Source organism: Microcoleus sp. Z1_B2, assembly GCF_036700325.1.
Classification (GTDB): domain Bacteria; phylum Cyanobacteriota; class Cyanobacteriia; order Cyanobacteriales; family Microcoleaceae; genus Microcoleus.
In genome coordinates this window covers 30,455-51,734 of the sequence record NZ_JAUBOQ010000032.1, presented here as the reverse complement: position 1 = coordinate 51,734, position 21,280 = coordinate 30,455, and the positions used below count along the sequence as shown (strand labels likewise).

At 47.0% G+C, this 21,280-nt stretch carries 11 protein-coding genes; 4 read left to right on the top strand and 7 right to left on the bottom strand.

Annotation, left to right across the window (positions count from 1 at the left end):
* Nucleotides 1-136 precede the first annotated feature (136 nt).
* From QT984_RS19285 to QT984_RS19275, 3 genes are all read left to right on the top strand, one after another.
* Nucleotides 137-5,872 carry an amino acid adenylation domain-containing protein gene (locus QT984_RS19285; protein ID WP_333374679.1) on the top strand — a complete coding sequence of 1,912 codons (5,736 nt, stop codon included), beginning with the start codon at nt 137-139 and terminating at the stop codon, nt 5,870-5,872.
* Between the two features lie 191 nt (nt 5,873-6,063).
* Entirely contained in the window at nt 6,064-10,413 is a 4,350-nt protein-coding gene (locus QT984_RS19280; protein ID WP_333374677.1) for an amino acid adenylation domain-containing protein, read from the top strand.
* Nucleotides 10,414-10,471: 58 nt separating this feature from the next.
* Entirely contained in the window at nt 10,472-11,659 is a 1,188-nt protein-coding gene (locus tag QT984_RS19275) for an aldo/keto reductase (RefSeq protein ID WP_333053463.1), read from the top strand.
* Between the two features lie 304 nt (nt 11,660-11,963).
* On the opposite strand, the gene QT984_RS19270 is transcribed toward QT984_RS19275, so the two are convergent.
* The 7 genes from QT984_RS19270 to QT984_RS19240 all read right to left on the bottom strand — a co-directional run bounded on the left by QT984_RS19270 (nt 11,964) and on the right by QT984_RS19240 (nt 18,771).
* Entirely contained in the window at nt 11,964-13,004 is a 1,041-nt protein-coding gene (locus QT984_RS19270) for a tetratricopeptide repeat protein (RefSeq protein WP_333053462.1), read from the bottom strand.
* Between the two features lie 450 nt (nt 13,005-13,454).
* On the bottom strand, nt 13,455-14,228 hold the full coding sequence (locus QT984_RS19265; RefSeq protein WP_333053461.1) for a BMC domain-containing protein: 774 nt from the start codon (nt 14,226-14,228) through the stop codon (nt 13,455-13,457).
* A gap of 348 nt (nt 14,229-14,576) precedes the next feature.
* On the bottom strand, nt 14,577-15,266 hold the full coding sequence (locus tag QT984_RS19260; RefSeq protein ID WP_333374674.1) for a carbon dioxide concentrating mechanism protein: 690 nt from the start codon (nt 15,264-15,266) through the stop codon (nt 14,577-14,579).
* A 289-nt stretch (nt 15,267-15,555) separates the two neighbouring features.
* The gene (locus QT984_RS19255) at nt 15,556-17,193 is read right to left on the bottom strand and encodes a ribulose bisphosphate carboxylase small subunit (RefSeq protein ID WP_333053458.1); all 1,638 of its coding nucleotides are present in this window, start codon (nt 17,191-17,193) and stop codon (nt 15,556-15,558) included.
* Between the two features lie 118 nt (nt 17,194-17,311).
* On the bottom strand, nt 17,312-17,617 hold the full coding sequence (locus tag QT984_RS19250; protein WP_006635057.1) for a EutN/CcmL family microcompartment protein: 306 nt from the start codon (nt 17,615-17,617) through the stop codon (nt 17,312-17,314).
* Nucleotides 17,618-18,021: 404 nt separating this feature from the next.
* A complete protein-coding gene (locus QT984_RS19245) occupies nt 18,022-18,363 on the bottom strand; it encodes a carbon dioxide-concentrating mechanism protein CcmK (RefSeq protein WP_006635058.1) in 342 nt (113 codons plus the stop codon).
* 96 nt (nt 18,364-18,459) lie between these two features.
* The gene (locus tag QT984_RS19240) at nt 18,460-18,771 is read right to left on the bottom strand and encodes a carbon dioxide-concentrating mechanism protein CcmK (protein WP_006635059.1); all 312 of its coding nucleotides are present in this window, start codon (nt 18,769-18,771) and stop codon (nt 18,460-18,462) included.
* 623 nt (nt 18,772-19,394) lie between these two features.
* On the opposite strand from QT984_RS19240, the gene QT984_RS19235 reads away from it, so the two are divergent.
* Nucleotides 19,395-21,269: an NAD(P)H-quinone oxidoreductase subunit F gene (locus QT984_RS19235; protein ID WP_333053457.1), complete on the top strand. Its 1,875-nt coding sequence runs from the start codon at nt 19,395-19,397 to the stop codon at nt 21,267-21,269.
* Nucleotides 21,270-21,280: the final 11 nt, after the last annotated feature.

Genomic DNA, 21,280 nt, shown 5'->3' with positions numbered 1-21,280 from the left:
ATTTTAGATTTTAGATTTTAGATTGACTTGCGCGAGATAAATGCGGGGGCTTGAGGATTTGAGATTTGAGATTTGGGATTGATTCCACGCATAAATCCGGGGCATTGTACCACCTTTGAAATTCGCTTGTCAGAAAATGAGTGATTTAATCGAACGCATCGCGGCTCTTTCTCCCCAAAAGCGCGAGTTGCTGTTGCAGCGACTCAACCAGAAAAAAGAAAGCGTTTCGCTAGAAAAAATTCTGCCTCAAAGTCGAGAGTCTAACACTTTTCCTCTGTCGTTTGCTCAACAGCGATTGTGGTTTTTTGAGCAACTAAATCCCGGCAACTTTACCTATCACATCCTCGCCGCCGTGCGTTTGACGGGAACACTTGACGCGACATCTCTCGATCGCAGTCTCAACGAACTTGTCAAGCGTCATGAAGTTTTGCGAACGGCTTTTAAGACAATAAACGGCCAACCCGTTCAGGCGATCGCTTCCAATCTGGAATTGCAAATTTTAGAAATAGATTTGCGATCGCTTCCTGAAACTGAACGATCGCGCGAAGTTGAACGGTTAATCGCCGCAGAAGCAAAGCTTGCTTTCGATCTCTCACAAGCACCCTTATTGCGTGCCAAATTGCTGCACTTGAGCGATTCCAACTGGGTGCTGCTATTGAGTACGCACCACATCATTTTCGATGCCTGGTCAATGGGAATATTCATCCAGGAACTCGCCACGTTTTATCAAGCCTTTTGCACTGGCAAACCTTCTCCCCTTCCCGAACTGTCGGTACAGTACGCAGACTTTGCAAGTTGGCAGCGCCAGTGGTTGCAGGGAGAAGTTTTAGAGACGCAGCTTGCTTACTGGAAAAAACAGCTCGGAGGGAATCTCCCGGTACTAAATTTGCCAACCGATCGCCCGCGATCGGCAGTACAAACCTTCCGAGGTGCGGTGCATAAATTCACCATTCCCAAGGCGATCGCAGAGGAAATGACTCTATTAAGCCAGCGGGAAAAAGCGACTTTATTTATGACGCTACTGGCAGCGTTTAAAACATTGATCTATCGCTACACCGGGCAAGAAGATATTTTAGTCGGCTCCCCCATTGCTAACCGCAACCGACGCGAAATCGAGGAATTAATTGGCTTATTTGCTAACACCTTAGTTTTCCGCACCAATCTGTCGAGCAACCCGACTTTTAAAGACTTACTGGGCCGCGTGCGAGAAGTAGCTCTCGGCGCATATAACCACCAGGATTTGCCCTTCGAGAAACTGGTAGAAATTATACACCACGAACGAGATTTAAGTCATAATCCCCTATTTCAGGTGTTGTTTTCTCTGCGAAATGTTCGGACGCCGCAGATAAAATTGCCAGGATTGACGTTGAGCAGTTTGGAAATAGAACGGAAAACGGCGAGATTTGATTTAGCGCTTGACTTGGAGGAAGGATTAGAGGGTATTAATGCAACGCTTGAGTATAGCCAAGATTTGTTTGATGCTAGCACTGCACGACGGATAGCCGGACATTTTCTAACCTTACTAGAAAGTATAGCTGCCAATCCCGAACAGCGCATTTCACATTTGCCAATCTTGACGAAACCTGAACAGCAGCAACTGCTGTTCGAGTGGAACAATACTCAATCGAATTTTCCGCAAGATAAGTGCATACATGAACTATTTGAAGCGCAGACAGAGCGGACGCCGGATGCGATCGCAGTCGTCTTTGAAAATGAACATCTGACTTACCGGGAACTGAACGAAAAAGCAAATAACCTCGCCAGTTACTTGCAAAAAATCGGTGTCAAACCAGAAGTTTTGGTGGGAATTTATGTCGATCGCTCCCTAGAAATGATGGTAGGGCTTCTCGGCATTCTCAAGGCTGGTGGCGCTTACGTTCCCCTCGATCCAGCGTATCCACCAGAGCGCCTGGGATTCATGCTGGAAGACGCGAAAATTTCAGTGTTACTCACTCAGAAAAAGCTATTAGAAACCCTGCCCAAAAATAGCGCCTCCCTCGTGTTTCTGGACGCAGATTTGGAAGGCATATCGAGCGGCGACGAGCCACTCGTGGGTTTACAAAATTCCTCCAATTTAGCCTATGTCATCTATACTTCAGGCTCAACAGGTAAACCCAAAGGAGTGCAAATTTCCCACGCCTCTGCCGTTAACTTCTTGAGTTCTATGCGCCAACAACTCGCGATCGCAGACGGCGATGTTTGGCTAGCAGTAACATCCTTATCTTTTGACATTGCAGCGCTGGAACTGTTCCTGCCTATTACAACAGGTTCTCGCGTTGTTGTAGCCAGCCGAGAAGTGGCATCTAACGGCGAAAAGCTTTTAGAAACATTAACAAATTCTGGCGCAAGCATTATGCAAGCTACTCCAGCCAGTTGGAAAATGCTTTTAGCAGCAGGATGGCAGGGAAACAATCAATTAAAAATACTGTGCGGGGGAGAAGCTTTACCCCGACATCTCGCCAATCAGTTGCTTTTGCGCGGCGCTTCTGTGTGGAATTTATACGGCCCTACAGAAACCACGATCTGGTCAACTCTCTATCAGGTCGATCGCAAAGATGAATCAGTTTCCATCGGTCGCCCGATCGCTAACACTCAAATTTTCATATTAGACCGCTATTTAATGCCGGTTCCCGTTGGCGTTTTTGGCGAACTGCACATCGGCGGTGCCGGCTTATCTAGAGGCTACCTAAACCGACCGGAACTGACCGCAGAGAAGTTTATTCCTAACCCCTTTGCAGAAGACCCAACTCATGCTTCATTCATCCTTAATTCTTCATCGTTTATTCTTTCAGAACGCCTCTATAAAACCGGGGACTTGGCTCGCTATCTCCCAGATGGAAACATTGAATTTATGGGGCGCAGCGACAACCAGGTGAAAGTTCGCGGATTTCGCATCGAATTAGGCGAAATTGAAGCGGTACTCAGCCAATACCCAGCCGTGCGAGAAGCGATCGCACTGGTTCGAGAAGACAATCCGGGCGACCAGCGTTTAGTAGCTTATATCGTTGCTAACTCAGCACTCAAAACTCAAGACTCAGAACTTATTAATGATTTGCGCTCTTACCTGAAACAAAAACTGCCGCAGTACATGATGCCGTCAGCGTTTGTGCTGCTGGAAGCAATGCCTTTAACGCCTAACGGAAAGATCGATCGGCGATCGCTAAGAGCACCTGACACAAACACAGCCGAATTAGAGAGCAATTTTACCGAGCCTCGAACTCCCGACGAGCAATTAATAGCAGAAATTTGGGCGGAAGTTCTCGGTTTAGAGCGAGTGGGAATTCACGATAACTTCTTTGAATTGGGAGGTCATTCATTGCTGGCTACTCAGGCGATTTCTCGCCTGCGAGAAGCTTTTCAAATTGAAGTACCCTTGCGCTCTCTTTTTGAATCGCCTACCGTCGCAACAGTCACCGAAAGCCTCTTGCAATATCGCGCCGATCAAAAACTGAAAGCACCCCCCATCAAGCCTGCGTCAAGGCAGGAAGAATTACCCCTTTCTTTTGCACAACAACGACTGTGGTTTCTCGACCAATTGCAGCCCGGGAATCCTGCCTATAATATCCCAGCAGCCGTGCGCTTGAAGGGGGCGCTCAATGTAGCGGTTCTAGAGCAAACTTTTCAGGAGATTATCAAGCGACACGAAGCATTGCGGACAACTTTTAATTCGGTGGAAGGACGACCCGCTCAGGTTATTATTTCATCTTTAAATTTCACATTGCCGATCGTAAACTTAAGAGAGTTATCGCAAGCTGAACGAGAAGCCGAGGCAATGCGACTCGCCGCTGAAGAAGCGCGACAGCCTTTTGACCTCACAAAATGGCCGTTACTGCGCGTCACATTGTTACATCTTGACGAGACAGAATACCTGCTGTTAGTGACAGTACACCACATCGTAGCTGATGGCTGGTCGATGGGGGTACTGGTGCGGGAAGTGGCGGCGCTTTATGAAGCTTTCTGCAGTGGCAAACCTTCTCCCCTACCCGAACTTTCTGTACAGTACGCAGACTATGCTGTTTGGCAAATAAACTGGCTGCAAGGCGAAGTTTTGGAAGCAAAACTCGCTGACTGGAAGCAGCAGTTGGGTCAAAATTTGCCCCCGCTGCAATTGCCAGCAAAACAACCGCGTTCTGCTGTTTCTAGCGATCGAGCTGAGATTCAAGAATTCCAGCTTGATTGGCAAGTTTCAGAAGCGCTAAACGCACTTAGTCGGCAACAAAATGTCACCTTATTTATGACGTTGTTGGCAGCACTTCAAACGCTGCTTTATCGCTACACAAATCAAGAAGATATTGTCGTCGGTACTGACCTGGCAAACCGCACACAAGTTGAGACAGAAGCTTTAATTGGTTTCTTTGTCAATATCCTCGTCTTGCGAACCGATATGCGCGGCAATCCTACATTTCGCCAACTGCTCGATCGAGTCCGCGAGGTGACATTAAAAGCTTACACTCACCAAGATTTGCCCTTCGACAAACTGGTAGAAGAACTGCGTCCCGATCGCACCCTGAGTCAAACACCGCTCTTTCAAGTTTTATTCGTCATGCAAAATGCGCCTATGCCGAATTTAGAAATGGCGGGTTTAACTTTAATCCCGGTTGAAATTGATAGCGGCACGGCTAAATTTGATTTGGCGCTATTTGTGTCGGAAACAAAGACAGGAATTGTCGGCAGTTGGAAGTATAATTCCGACCTATTTGACAGAGAGACGATCGCTCAAATGTCAAATCGCTTTGAAACCCTCCTCGGCAGCATTGTGGCGCAGCCTGACAGTCGTTTGAACACTTTAGAAATACTCACAGAAGCCCAGAAGCAGAAACAAGCCATGCAAGAATTAAAGCGTGAAAAAAGCAATTTTAGTAAGTTCAAAAGCGTCAAGCCGAAGCCAGTGGCTTTGCCGCAAGGCGAATTGATAAAAACCGAGTACCTGCACCCCGACGAACTCTTTCCTTTAGTGGCAAAACCCGCAGTAGCCGATGTCGATCTCGCAGACTGGGCGAAAAATAACCGCGAATTTATAGAAGCAAAATTGCTACAGCATGGAGGGATTCTTTTTCGAGGGTTCACCGGCCCTGTGGTTTCCGCATTCGAGCAGTTTGCACTCTCAATTTGTTCGGAATTATTTGGGGAGTACGGGGATTTGCCACGCGAAGGAGTTAGCGGAAAAGTTTACGGTTCAACTCCTTACCCAGCAGATAAAGCTATCTTATTTCACAGCGAGAGTTCGCACCTGCACCGCTGGCCGATGAAAATCTGGTTTTTCTGCGTTCAGCCAGCGCAACAAGGCGGAGAAACGCCGATTGTTGACTGCCGTAAAATTTACCAGTTGCTAGACCCGAAACTCAGAGAAAAATTTGCCCAAAAGCAAATTATGTACGTCCGTAACTACACAGACGGACTGGATGTAAGCTGGAAAGATTTTTTCCAAACAGAAGACAAATCTGTGGTTGAGGAATACTGCCGACAAGCTGGGATGGAATTTGAGTGGAAAGCAGGAAATAATTTGAGAACTCGCAAAATTCGCCCTGCAATTGCCAAGCACCCAAAAACCAAAGAAATGGTATTTTTCAATCAACTTCCCTTGCACCACATTTCCTGCTTAGATGCGGCAACCCGCGCTTCCTTGCTCTCTGTTTTTGGAGAAGAGAACCTCCCCCGCAATGTTTATTACGGTGACGGCACTCCTATTGAAGACTCAGTAATGGAAGAAATTCAGGCAGTGTACGCGCAAGCTGCTGTTAGTTTTCCCTGGCAAGCAGGAGACATCTTAATGCTAGATAATATGCTTGCCGCTCACAGTCGCAATCCATTTATCGGTTCGCGAAAAATTGTTGTAGCGATGGGCGAAATGATTCCTGAATCAGGAATTTAATTCCCTCTCATATCATGTCCGGTCGATTAGCCTGATTCCTGTAGGGGCGGGTTCACCAACAATATCTGCCAATAATTGACAATCTCAAAAACCCGCCCGGCCGGGATATTATGGTCAATCGATCGGGCATAATATCATCTCTTCCAGGCAAATGTAACGAGAATAAAGTAGTGCTTTGATAAAGAGGAACAATGCAAACAATTAATGGATTTCGCCTTTCACCCCAGCAAAAATATCTGTGGCTTTTGCAGCAAGACAGCCCTGCTTACCGCATTCAATCCGCTATTTCGATCGAGGGAAGTCTTCAAACTGATAACCTCAAGAAAGCTTTAGAAAAAGTTAGCGATCGCCACGAAATTATCCGCACAAGCTTTCAGCGAAAGGCCGGGCTAAAAATGCCAATACAAGTTATCTCCGAACATAGCTCTGTTTCGTGGAAGTGGGTTAACTTAAGTGAAGTGACTCCCCAGGAGCAAGAAGCCAAACTAGAAGAGATTTTTCAGCAAGAAAAGAGCGCTTTATTCAACTTCGAGCGCAATCCGGTTTGGCACTTGTCTTTAATTACACTTTCATCTGAGAGGCATATTTTACTGGTTAGTTTGCCCGCACTGTGCGCCGATAGTCGCACACTAAAAAATCTGGTTCAAGAAATCAGCCAGTGCTATGCCGCCTGCCTTCACGGCGAAGAAATTACCGATGAAGTTGTGCAATACATTCAATTTTCCGAATGGCAAAATGAATTGCTAGAAGATGAGGAAGCGGCGGAGGGCAAAGAATACTGGACTGGGCATAATTTTTCAGCGCTAGCGAGTTTAAGGTTGCCGTTTGAAAATAGATTAATTAACGCGCCAGCTCAATTTACTCCCCAAGCTTTTGAGGTCAAATTAGAGTTAGCTTTGCTGGTTCAAGTGGAAGCGATCGCCCGCCAGTACAACACCTCACTTTCTACATTCTTGCTCGCTTGCTGGAAAATTTTGCTCTGGCGCTTGATTGGCCAATCAGAGCTCACTGTTGGCGTGGCATTCGACGGTCGAAAATACGAAGAACTAGAGCCAGCGCTTGGGCTGTTTGCCAAATTTTTACCGCTGTGTAGCCAACTAACAGAAAACTTTTCCTTCGCGGAAACTTTGCAGCAAATTCAGCAGGAAGAACGCGATGCATACAAGTATCAGGAATATTTTTCCCACGAATATCTAGGCAACTCTTCCGGCTTTCCATTTGGTTTCGAGTTTGAGGAACAACTCGAAAAGCATTCGGCTAGTGGCGTATTTTTTTCGATTTACAAGCAGTATGCGTGCTGCGATCGCTTCAAAGTTAAACTCTCTTGCTACCGCCAAAATGACTCGATCGCCGCTGAGTTTTATTACGATCCTATCTTCCTGGCAGACAACAGTATCCGGTGTTTGGCAGAGCAATTTTACGCCTTGGTGCAAAGTGTAGCCAGCAACCCACAAACCGCAATCGGCAAGCTCGAAATGCTGAGCGATCGCGCCAGACATCAATTATTAGTAGAATTCAACAGCACAAAAGCAGATTACCAGCTCGATAAGTGTGTTCACCAGCTCTTTGAAGAACAAGCAGAGCGATCGCCCAACCGTATAGCTGCTGTTTGTGAAAATCAGCAAATTACTTACAGCGAACTCAACGCCCGCGCTAACAAAATCGCCCATTACTTGCAACAATTAGGTGTCAAGCCAGAGGTGATTGTCGGCATTTGCGTCGATCGCTCTTTAGAGGCGATCGCTGGAATTCTAGGCATCCTCAAAGCAGGTGGCGCGTACCTACCGCTCGACCCAGCCATGCCCAAAGAGCGTCTAGCATTGATGTTGCAAAATGCTCAGACTCCAGTGCTGTTAACGCAACAGCATCTCATCAAAAATTTGCCTGAAACTCAGGCACATATCGTCTGCTTAGATACAGACATTCCCTCTTTTTCTCCTACTACTTTCGTCTCTGCTTCTGGTGAAAATTTAGCTTACATTATCTATACCTCCGGTTCCACCGGCACCCCCAAAGGAGTCGCGATCGAACATCGGCAACTGCTCAATTACCTGCACGGAATTCAGGAAAAATTAAACCTGCCATCAGGTGCCAATTATGCCACCGTTTCTACCTTCGCAGCAGACTTAGGACACACTGTTATTTTTCCCGCTTTGTGTTCGGGTGGATGCCTGCACATCATCTCTCAAGAACGCGCAACAGATCCTCAAGCAATTGCGGCTTATTTTCAGCAACATTCTATCGATTGTTTGAAAATTGTTCCCTCTCACTTAAAAGCTTTGTTGAGCGCTTCTAACCCCGCGCAAATCTTACCGAAAAAGCGATTAATTCTCGGCGGTGAGCCTTTGATGTGGAATTTAATTGAAACAATTCAGAAATACAATCCAGACTGCTCGATCTTCAACCATTACGGGCCGACAGAAACAACTGTAGGCGTGCTGACTTATCAGGTAAAAATGCAAGGCGATCGCATTTCCCAGACAGTTCCTTTAGGTCGCCCACTACCCAACACGCAGATTTATTTGCTCGATTCGCACTTGCAGCCGGTTCCTGTAGGGGTAGCCGGTGAATTATATATTGCTGGTGCGGGATTGGCTCGCGGCTATCTAAACCAACCAGAACTCACCGCAGAAAAATTTATTTGCAAGTCATTGAATCAGGAACCGGAAACTCGACTTTACAAAACTGGCGACTTAGCTCGCTATTTGCCAGACGGAAATATAGAATTTATCGATCGCGTCGATCGCCAAGTAAAGCTGCGAGGTTTCCGCATTGAATTAGGAGAAATTGAGGCGGGGCTGTCTCATCATCCCTCTGTACGCGAGGCAGCCGTTTTACTTCAAGAAAATGAACCGGGAAATCAGCGTTTAGTCGCCTATATTGTTTCTCACTCAAAACCCAGCATTCAGGACTCACAACTAATTGAAAGCCTGCGTTCATTCCTCAAAGAACAACTGCCCGAATACATGATACCTTCTGCTTTTGTGGTTCTGAAAGCGCTGCCACTGACTCCCAATGGCAAAATAGACCGTCAAGCGCTTCCTGCACCGTCCGTAGCAGCCAATTTTACAGATACGTTTGTAGGCCCTCGCACTCCCGCTGAGGAGATTCTTGCCGAAATTTGGAGCCAGCTTCTCAACCTTAAACAGGTAGGAATTCACGACAATTTCTTTGACTTGGGGGGACACTCATTACTGATTACTCAGTTGTTAGCCAAAGTGCGAGAATGTTTTCAGGTGGAATTGCCTTTGCGCGTTTTGTTTGAAGCTCCTACTGTAGCTGGTTTAGCTGAAAAAATCGAAATGCAGCAAGGGGGCAACACAGCGGGCGATCGCACTGCAAGTTTCGATATTAATGCTGAAGTTGTTTTAGATCCGGCAATTCGCCCTGCAACTCCATTGAGCGAGCCAAAAACTGAACCAGCTTGCATTTTCTTAACAGGGGCGACGGGCTTTTTGGGAGCCTTTTTACTCCGCGATCTCTTGCAACAAACTCAAGCAGAAATTTATTGCCTAGTCCGTTCTGCCGATGCAGAATCAGCTAAAAAGCGGATTCAAAGCAGCCTCGAATCCTATTTAATTTGGGATGAAAGCAGCAGCGATCGCATTATCCCAATTGCTGGAGATCTGTCTCAATCACTTTTGGGGCTTTCCGAGGAGCAGTTCGGAGTTTTAGCCAGTAAAATTGATGTCATTTACCACAATGGCGCGTTTGTCAAGTTTACTTATCCCTACTCTGTTCTCAAACCGGCTAACGTTTTGGGGACGCAGGAAGTTCTGAGATTGGCGAGTCAAAGTAAGCTAAAACCAGTCCATTTAATTTCTACTATTTCCGTTTTTTCGGCAAAGGGAGAATCTGGGATTAAGCACGTGCGAGAGGAGGACGAACTCACTCCGGGAGAGGGTCTCAAAGGCGCTTACACTCAGACTAAGTGGGTGGCAGAAAAGTTAGTAGAGGTCGCGCGCGATCGCGGCATTCCTGTTACCATTTACAGGCCAGGTCGCATTTCTGGGGACAGCCAAACAGGGGCCTGCAATCCCAGTGATTTACTGTACAGGTTAATCGCTGGTTGCGTGCAACTTGGATGTGCACCCGATGACGATAAGCTGATGAATGTAGCGCCTGTTGACTATGTGAGCGGAGCGATCGTTCATCTTTCGAGCCAAAAAGAATTGCTCGGAAAGACGTTTCATTTAGTCAACACTCAGTCCTTTCAAATGAGCGAATTGCTTGGCTGGATTTGCTCAATGGGTTATCCAATCAAACGAGTTTCGTCTGAGACTTGGCAAGCAGAAATAATCAATCGCGCTGGAAATTCTCCCGCTCATGCTTTGTACCCGCTTGTCGGTCTTTTTTCCGAAAAAGTTTCTGATGCAGACATGGCTAAATCTGCGACGCTGCAATTTGATTGCCAGAATGCGTTGAAGGGACTTTCTGGAACGGACATTATCTGCCCGCAAGCGGATGCGAGTTTGTTTCGGACTTATTTTTCCTATCTTGTCGATCGCCAGTTAATAGAGGCTCCCAAACATCTGGTCTAAAAATGTAGAGGCGCGAGCGATCGCGTTTCTACCTTGGTCACTTTGAGGAAAATTTTCAATGAAGGAGGGCTTAAACTTAATGAATGTTAGCTTAGGAAATAATAATGCGATCGCGATCGCAGGCAGAGCTACCGCAGAAGGAACGCGGCGTTACAGGGAACGGCACAACAAAAACTGTGCAGCCGATCACTTCCGAGAAACTGGTTCGCTTGTGGCCAGCTCGATTGGAATTGGCACTTACCTTGGGGAACCAGATGAGTATACTGACACTCTGGTGGCGGAAGCTGTAGTGGAATCGGTTCGGCGGGGTGCCAACCTAATTGACTCAGCAATTAACTACCGCTACCAGTACGGAGAGCGGAGCGTAGGAAAGGCTATCCGCCGTCTCCTGGAATCGGGAGAAGCCTCAAGGGATGAACTAATTATCTGTACGAAAGGCGGCGTTGTTCCCCATCCAACTCCCAACCATGTAGAGTGGTTTTATCAGCAGTACGTCGAGCCAAACAACTCTACTATCAGCATGGCAGATTTGGCCCAGGAGCGTTACTGCATCCACCCAGAATACATTCAAGATCAGCTTAATTGGAGCCTCGCCAACCTCGGCATTGAGACAATCGATGTCTACTATCTTCACAATCCAGAAAAGCTACTTTCTCAAGTTGAACCCGATATTTTTTACAATCGGTTGCGAGAGGTTTTTGAGGTACTTGAAGGTGCGGTTTTAGCTGGAAAAATTGCTAATTACGGTGTGGCAACTTGGAATGCTTTTCGCGTACCTCCAACTGAAAAGTACCATATCGATCTGGCGCGTGCGAAGTCCATTGCTCGCGAAGTAGCTGGGAACAAAGAGGATGGGTTTCGGTTTATCCAGCTTCCTTTGAATATGGGGATGCCGGAAGCTGTGCTAAGCCCAACTCAAACAATCAAAGGAGAACAAGTCTCAGTATTGGAAGCTGCCGATCGCTTAGGCATTTGGGCGATCGCCAGTAGGTCGATCTGTGAAGCGCAGGTTATCGGTCAGATCCCAGAAAAGATTGCTTCTGCCTTTGGCGAAAGCTTGCGGACAGACTGCCAGCGGGCGCTCCAATATACCCGCAGCGCCCCTGGCCTCCTGAGTGCCCTTGTAGGGATGAAAGCGCCAAAACATATAGAAGAGAACCTAGCCCTTGCTGCTGTCGGGCGGCTTGGGAGAGCAAGGTTTCAGGAACTTACTGATTCAATTGTTCAAGTGTTAAACGGAAATTGAAGTTGCCCTTGCCGGAGAACGGCTGAACTTAAAATCTTCAATGGCATTATGGAATAGTTTCAGTTAATGTTTATGGTTCTTCCATACTTAGTGTGGGAGCATCTCAATGAAAGCAGGCCTCCGCTAGAAATTGGAGTTTTGAGGCAGGAGGCAGGAGGCAGGAGGGAAGAGGGAAGAGGAAGAAGGAAGGAGCCAGAAGAAGTGTTTTTACAAATATGAGATGCTCCCGATCGTGTGCTAAAATGAGATATTATTGTAACATTTTAGCCGACTAAGTACGCAAGCTCCCTGATTACTGAATAAATCAATCATTAATAAATTCACCTTCACAGATAATCGAGTCTCTGTTCTCCAAATCTTCTTGATTCCAGACCGCGTTTAATGCTGCAGAACTTAAGGAAGTTGACATCGTATTTAATGTTGTGTTGTAGTATTCCGCAGCATTATTAAGTTCCACCTGCGGCGCTTCCTTGAAGTATGAATTAATATCAGGCGTGCACCGCTGGGCTTGGTAGTATACATAAGCTTCAGCATTAATGCACATTACGTGGTAAAAATCCTTATTTGCTGCCGCAACATCTCCAAGTTTATACAGCGCTAAACCCCGGTTGAGATAAGCTTTAACATAGTTCGGATCGAGTTCTACTGCTTGGTCAAAGTCTTCAATTGCAAGCTGCATTTGTTTTAATTTATAGCGAACGCAACCTCTGTTATAATAGGCATAAACATTTTGTGGATCGATGGCGAGTGCAATGTTGTAATCGGCCATCGCCTGCGTATTGTCTCCTAGTTGGTGGTAACAGAGACCTCGATTTATGTAAGCTTTGATATATTTAGGATTCAACCGCAGCGTTTCGTTAAAGTTTTCCGTTGCTGCCTCTTTTTCTCCCAAAAGGTAGTAAGCGCGCCCCCGGTTGTAATAGGTTTTATAATTGTTGGAATTGATAGAGAGAGCTCGATTGTAGTCTTCTATTGCTTCTTCGTAGTTTCCTAAATTAGCAAGTACCAGTCCCCGGTTGTTGTAGATAGCGTGGCTGTTAGGCTTATTTGCTAAAGCACAGTTTAAATCTTCAATGGCTTTGTCGTGTTCTCCGAGATGACGCCAAGCATTGCCTCGATTCAGGTAAGCCTCGAAGAAATTAGGATTGATATCTAGGGCTTGGCTGAGGTCTGCGATCGCTTTTTGGTAGTCTTTCATGTAATAATACACCAAGCCGCGATTGTTATAGGCTTTGGCATCGGCGGGATTGAGTTGCAGTATGCGATCGAAATCGTCGATCGCCGCTTCATAGTTTCCTTTCTTGGCGCTGTGCAAACCGCGCTTGTAAAATTGTTTGAGGTTCATAGGTCAACTTTCAGGAGTGCTTGATTCTGGGGGTTGATTCCTGTGCTGTCAGTTTTGAGTTCGACAGCCGTTAATCTGTTGAAAGAGCATCCACCTGCGGTCAGAGTAACTCTTGAATGATTCCGGGCAATCTACCGTAAACAGGATTTTTGGTTTATTTTAACAGTAGTTAAATCATGTGGAAAGGCTTTGCACGTCGGCTGGATTTACTTATTAGTCAGTTCGATTGTTTACTCGATCGACTTGCTCTCAAAAGTCTAGTTTTACTTGGTGCTCGGTGTCTCTTGATGCAGCGACGATCGGCTAGATCGGCAAATTAAGTTTGAGACCGCTACTCAGTATAAATTGTTGCCAGCAGTCCTACCGAGTAAACTCTCTATTTTTTTGACAAATTTCGTCTCAGTATTTGCGACAGTACGTCTCTACAAACTTTTGTTGCCTAATTACCAATTACCGATTGATTTCCTCTTCCACATAAACTCTCAATTTCTCCAAATCTGGAAGTTCGATCAATTCTTGTTCCTTTTCCTTAACCGACATGGGCATCATCACAGGTTTACGCTGCTCGATCCAGCAACTCGCCAGCGGTAAAGTTTGTTCCAAATCTTCCAAAGGCCTCGGAATTACCATCACCGCGTTCAACTCGCCAATTCGCTCAGCTTCGTACATCCCGGCTTCTACGGCTACTGCTACATCTGCAACTGCACCGCGAATAATTGCCGTACACAAGCCGGCGCCTATTTTCTCGTAAGCTGCCAAGTGTACGTCTGCAGATTTGAGCATAGCATCGCAAGCACCGACCATTGCCGGAAATCCGCGGGTTTCGAGCAAACCGATCGCCTGATTGCTAAGCCGAGAATAACTGCCTTTTTCCGAAAGTTCAGTCAGCCGAAAGCCGATCGGCAAAACCACTTCCAAATTAGCCAAAGGTCTAGGAATCACTAACTTAGAAACAAACTGCCCGAACTGTTCGGCAGTTTGAGCTCCAGCTTCCACAGCCAAACGCACATCCGAAATTCTGCCCCGGACGATCGCGGTACAGTGACCGGAACCAATTTTTTCGTATCCTACTAAAATCACTCCTGCCGACTTGAGCATCATGTCAGCAGTCCCGACAATTGCCGGAAAACTCTTGGTCGATACCAAACCCAAAGCAGTGTCTTTGAAGTATTCCTGGCGCTGCGATCGCTCTTGGTGACTGTTACGATCTGTTTGTCCGTCCATCTTCTATTACCCTTAGAAACTTCCCAAAATAAAAATTTGTTGATAGTTTATAGTTTCTCAGATGAGAAGACAGACTGCACGAGCTACAAGACACTGATTGCTGCTGCAAGGTCTGACAAATTGCTGAGCTACCAATAATATGAGATTACCTATTTATATTTGATCTTTCTGCCTTTAGCATAGCTGGCTTTTGCCGAAATGACCGAAAGCATCGAGGATACCCGCCACGTGATTCATCCGTCCAGAAATAAAAAACCTGTATCCCATAAAGGAACCCCGAATTTATCTCGCGCAAGTCAATGCTTCAATCTCAAATCTAAAATCGAAAATCGCGCAATCGATTGACGGCTACCCGGAACCGCCCGATAGAGTTTGGCCGTTTTCCTCCGATCGATTAAAAGCTTGCCGGTGCGGAAACAGCGTCCCCAACAGCCGATTGATGTGAGCTTGGCCATATAGAATAGTTGGCGTTTCCCCTGGTTGGGGCGGCTCTGCGGTGGTGGGTTCCGGTGGCTCTGGGGCAGTCTCCGGCGCAGTTTGAGGCGGTGTTTGGGCGGGTTGTGGCGGCTCGATCGGCTCGATCGGTCGATCGACTGGTGGCGTAGTGGCTTCGGGGGTTTCTGGTGATGTTGGCGCTGCTGTTGGCGCTGCTGCTGTTGGTTCTGCTGTTGGTTCTGGGGCGACTTGGCGGCTGGTATCTCCCATTAGAGAACCTGCTGGCATAATTTGCATTTTGTCGATACAAGGATTGATTAGGGTCGTCGCGGCGCCAATACAGGCATTTTCCCCGATCGTTCCCGCACCTACCACCAGCACCCCTGCACCCAGAATTACGCCCGCCGCGATTTCCAGAGTACCTTCACGGGCGTGAAGGATAACTCCCATACCGATACAGGCACCGGCGGCGATCGAGATCCGGCTTCCGGGCTCTGCTTGCAGGATTGCTCCAGGGGCGATCGCCGCACCCTCATTCACAACTACATCGCCACTCATCAAAATCTGAGAGTTGCTACTTAATTGCAGTGGCGATAAATACATTCGACTTCACCATGAAAGGAGCTATTTTTTTCGATAAAACGACTTTAAATTATGGGTTTTCTCGACTGATAAATTTAACCATGTCAATCTAAGAAACGATAATTTACTAATACTGAGAAGCTTGATGATTTAACGTTTTATAGAAACTTTCCGAAGATTCTAGATTTTGACCAACATTTCTCATTCGAGCTTTTTAACTATCTCAAATCCAACTTAAATCCGCTGGGGTTTCTCCCGTTGGCCCCAACGCGAGGGCTTAACGGGAGAAACAAGCTAATTACCTAGCAAATTAAGGACGCTGGATAATTTCTTCGAGTACCCGGCGCTTCGCCTTGGAGTCGATGCCCAGCAAGCGGACGTACTCGCCGCTGTGTTCTTTGAGACAGCTTTCGAGGGCAGAAATCACTTCGGATTCGCGGTTGGATGCGATCGGGGCGCAACTGCTCCAAGAACCGGTGCGGAAACGGCGCGCGTCGGCGTGTTCCGTGCCAATTTTGTAGCCTTGGGAAAGCAGGTTGCGGATTTGGTCGATCGTCTTGCCGGTCAAACTGCCGCTGCTGGCCGAACCAGTCGAAGCTGCTTTGTATCCCGATGTTGCTGCAGGCTTAGCCGATTGAGCAACTGGGCCGTCGGGACGCTGAATAATTTCTTCAACCACGCGTCGCTTAGCTTTCGGGTCAATCCCGATCAAGCGCACGTACTCACCGGGGTACTCGTTCATCACAGCTTCCAAAGCGGCGATCGCCTCAGATTCGTTTCTGACTTGCAGCGAAGCCCCGCTTTGCCAAGAACTGGTGCGGAAGCGGCGCGCGTCGGCGTGTTCCGTGCCAATTTTGTAGCCTTGAGCTAGCAAGCCCCGAACCTGAGTCACTGTTTCGGCACTCAATTTTCCGCTTGACACGGAACCGCTATTGTGGTATGAAGCTTGTTGTGCAACTTTACCGTTAGATTGGTGAGTTTTCGCACCGTTAGAACCGTTAGAGCCGTTGTCTCCCGGTCTTTGGACGATTTCTTCTAGTACGCGGCGCTTGGCTTTGGTGTCAATCCCGATCAAGCGGACGTATTCTCCTTGGTGTTCGGCCATGCAAGCTGACAAAGCCGCGATCACTTCAGAGTCACGGGTTGAGGAAATCGGGCCGCAAGTACGCCAAGAACCGGTACGGAAGCGGCGTGCGTCGGCGTGTTCGGCTCCCACGCTGTATCCTTGAGCTAGTAAATTACGGATGCTATCGGCAAGAGTTGAACTCAATTGGGTGCCGGCATGGGTAGAATATTTGGTTTGAGTCATATTTGGGTTTTTAGTTTGCTCGTTGCGAATTGGTGCTAGACAGGCGATGTTCTCAGCGCAGCGATAACCCGTTCTCAGAGCGTCATTGATGCCGATGACATGGGTCGCAAATTGAATGTCAGAATCTTGAACGTCAGGCAAGCGATCGGCTTGCTTCTGATTAGTGATGATGGCTCCCGAAGGTACGTACTTACCGGGGGGAATCTCCACATCTTTAATTAGTACGTGCATCATGACAATGCAGCCGTTGCCCACTCTGGCATTGAACACCGTGGAGCGAAAGCCGATAAAGCAGTTGTCGCCCACGTAGGCCGGGCCGTGAATTAAACTCATGTGGGTGAGGGAAGTATTTTTCCCCACCCACACAGAATAGGATTTGTCGTCGTCTCCTGTGACACGGCCTTGTTCTAGGCCGTGAATCACTACTCCGTCTTGAATGTTGCTTCCTTGTCCGATATAAAAAGGAGTGCCTTCATCGGCGCGGATAGATGTCCCGGGGGCAATCATCACATTAGAACCGATATGCACATCCCCAATAATGTTAGAAAAGGAATGTACGAAGGCGGTGTCGTGAATTTTAGGCTCAGCCAAGTTTTTCGACCAAGGCGTCGGGGGAGCCGCAACGTTGCGGACTGCCATAAATTAAGTTCTCCTAAGCTGAAAAATCTTTTTGTTAGTTGTTAGTTGTTAGTTGTTAGTTGTTAGTTGTTAGTTGTTAGTTATTTTTCCACTAACTGCTAACTGCTAACGGTTGCAACTAGCCGTACGGGTCGTCTTTTTTACTGTAAATGAGGCGGTTTTCTACATTGACAGTATCTATAATGCCTACTACTAGAGCATCGATCGGACGGTTTTCGCTTCCGGGCGCGATCCGGGCTGCGCTGCCTCGGGTTACTAAAACCCATTCATCTATACCAGCGCCCACACAGTCAGCGGCTACCTCATAGCCGGGAACTGGCGAACCTTCCTCATCGATGAATTGCAGCAGTAGAAATTTCGATCCTCTCAGTGTCGGCTCTTTTTGGGTACTGACAACTGTGCCGAGAACTTTGGCCATTTGCATTTTAGGTAATAGGTAATAGGTAATTGGTAATTGTCATTTTTTCACTTAGTCACTTGTCGTTTTTAGATTTGCTTTCTTCTGTCTGCTCTGCGTCTTTTAGAGTTTTTCGTCTAGTAACTAATGACTCGCCAGAAACGGGTAAAATTCCCCACTTAAGTGGACGAGATCGAAATTTTAGACTAAGAGTTCAAGCTCCCCAATTCAATGCGAGAGTCAATCTAAAATCTAAAATCTAAAATCTAAAATCGACGGACTCATGATTCATGACTAATAACCAATATCCCATGCCCACCTCAATTAAAAATTAAAAATGCTAAATCAAAAACATCGCGATTTTTAATTTTTAATTACCAAACGCCCCTAACAGCCGTGAAGCGAAGCTATCCCGTAGGGAATCGCCTATCTTATGATCTGTTGAGAGGGCGAATGCCACTCACGCCTTCACGGAACTGTTCTACAGCTTCGGTGTAGCGAATCGGCAGCACGTACTCTAAGTTTTCGTGAGGGCGGGCGATAATGTGGGTGGACATCACTTGTCCGCCGTTAACGCGCTTCACTGACTCTACTCCGGCTGCGACAGAAGCTTGCACTTCCGAGACATCTCCTCTTACAATGACCGTAACCCGAGCGCTACCGATTTTTTCGTAGCCTACCAAGGTGACGCGGGCTGCTTTGACCATCGCGTCAGCGGCTTCTACCACTGCGGGGAAGCCTAGGGTTTCGATCATGCCAACTGCAATTGCCATTGGTTTTACTCCTGATTGAATATTTGGGGAACTAAACAGTTAATTTTTGACGATCGCACAAATTTTCCTTTAACGAAATTTTTGTGCGCTAAGAACTTAGTAGCCTCGGAACTGTTCTACTGCTTCTGTATATCGAATCGGCAGAACGTATTCTAGGTTTTCGTGGGGGCGAGCGATGATGTGGGTAGAGACGACTTCTCCGCCGTTGACCCGCTTGACGGATTCCACTCCGGCTGCGACTGAGGCTTGGACTTCCGACACGTTGCCGCGCACAATTACGGTGACGCGGGCGCTGCCGATTTTTTCATACCCCACGAGGGTAACGCGGGCAGCTTTGACCATAGCATCGGCAGCTTCCACCACAGCGGGAAAACCTTTTGTCTCAATCATTCCCACGGCAATTGACATTTTTGAATCTCCTTTGAGGATGAGCGAAATTACCGTTACAAATCTTTGAGAAATCTAAAAATTTGGACGGGGAGGCCCACATTTTTTAGTAAGGCAGTGTAAAGCTTCCTATCCTATAAGAATAGGGGAAGCTGTCCACCTTGACAATATAAACTAACATCATAATGTTTAATAACAAAAATTAAAATTTTTTATGTTACTTAAAATAATTTCATATTTATTTAATAATCTTAATATTTAGAGGGGTAGATACCGAGAGCGAGGGGGGATTAAAGTAAGTAAGAATACTCATAAAGTAGAGTTCGGTATGCGAAGCCGGAGCCGATCGCTGGCAGGAAATTAGGGGAGTTCAAAATGGGGATCGCGGGTAAATAGCCAAAAAAGGCAGTCTTGGCCCATCGGCAGACATTTTTTTCTTTGAGTGCCTCCTCTGCTCAGCTTATAAATTAGTGTTGAGATAATTATCAGTTTTGATGCTTTCATGTATAGTTAATCTGGACTGCAAATTATTTTGCCACAACTATACGATCGGGTTTAGTCAAAGTTTTAGGGCATCGCGCGATCGCCCGCTACTGTTTTTGTATAAAAGCAGCCAGTAATTTCAAGTTTAAGGCATAAATTAAATGACTCAATTTCTCCTCCAAGCCTGTTGGTGGGTACCTTTATATGGCTTAATAGGCGCAATTTTAACTTTGCCGTGGTCTACCGGCACCATTCGCAGAACAGGCCCAAGACCAGCAGCTTACTTCAATTTGCTGATGACAGTGGTGGCTTTCATACACGGATCAGTTATTTTTACAGCGACTTGGGATCAACCGCCGCAACAGTTGCTCGTGCACTGGGTGCAAGCAGCCGATTTAGATTTGTCTTTTGCAATAGAAATCTCCACGGTCAGCGTCGGAGCAATGGAGTTAGTTACACTTCTGAGTTTGCTAGCACAAATTTACGCTCTAGGCTACATGGAAAAAGACTGGGCGCTAGCTCGATTTTTTGGGCTGCTCGGTTTTTTTGAAGCAGCAATTAGCGGCATTGCTATTAGCGACTCACTGCTTCTAACTTACGCTTTATTGGAAATGCTGACGCTTTCAACTTACTTGCTAGTCGGGTTTTGGTACGCTCAACCGCTGGTAGTAACAGCCGCTAGAGATGCGTTTTTAACCAAGCGTGTAGGAGACGTGCCACTGCTGATGGGAGTAGTGACGCTTTCAACTTTAGCAGGAAGTTTGAATTTTTCCGATTTAGAAACATGGGCGGAAACTGCAACTTTGTCTCCCCTAGTGGCGACTCTTTTAGGTTTGGCTTTAATCTCCGCCCCTACAGCCAAGTGCGCTCAATTTCCCTTCCATTTGTGGCTCGACGAGGCGATGGAAGGGCCAAACCCGGCTTCGATTATGCGGAATACGGTAGTTGTGGGCGCTGGGGCTTATGTTTTGATTAAACTTCAGCCTGTTTTAGCGCTGTCGCCCGTGACGGATGGGGTGCTGGTGGTTTTGGGGGCGGTGACGGCTGTTGGCGCTTCCTTGGTGGCGATCGCCCAAATCGACCTCAAAAGAGCACTATCGCATTCTACCAGCGCTTCTTTGGGTTTGGTGTTTATCGCCGTGGGGCTAAATCAAGTTGACATTGCTTTACTGTTGCTGTTCGCGCACTCGATCGCCAAAGGCCTATTATTCATGAGCGTAGGGTCAATTATTACCACAACTAACACTCAAAATTTAACAGAAATGGGTGGGTTGTGGTCAAAGATGCCTGCCACGACTACGGCTTATTTAGTAGGCGCTGCGGGGATGGTAGCGTTGTTGCCTCTGGGCAACTTTTGGGCGATGCGACGCTGGCTCAACGGTTTTTGGACGGTGCCTTTGTGGCTGGTAATAGTGCTGCTTTTAGTTAACGGTTTGACAGCGCTAAATTTAACTCGCATATTCGGTTTAGTGTTTGTGGGAAAACCGCAGCCGAAAACTCGCAGAGCTCCAGAAGTTGGTTGGCCGATGGCTTTGCCGATGGTAATTCTGACAGTGATGGGGCTGTTGGTTCCTTGGATGTTGCAGCAGTGGCAACTGTTAATTAGTTGGACTGGCCCTTGGGCGGAAACGGGAGATTTTGATACTTTAAATTTGCTGTTGAAGACGCTGGATACACCGCTGTTGTTGTTATCTGGATTGATTGGCGTTGCGGTTGGGGTGGCGATTTATTGGTACGGGGTTTTACCTCGACCGGTACGGCTGCCGGTGCCAGCGTTGCAGGATTTGTTTGCTTACGATTTTTATATCGATCGAGTTTACCGCTTGACTGTCGTTTGGGCTGTGGCTTTTATTTCTAAAATCAGCGCTTGGACTGATAGGTATGTGGTGGACGGGGCGGTGAATTTGTTCGGTTTTGCCACAATTTTCAGCGGTGAAGGGTTGAAGTACAGCGGCACCGGTCAGTCGCAGTTTTATGTGTTGACTATTGTGGGGGGGGTTGCGGTGTTGCTGGGGTTGATTATTTGGCAGTTTTAAACAGCAGAGGT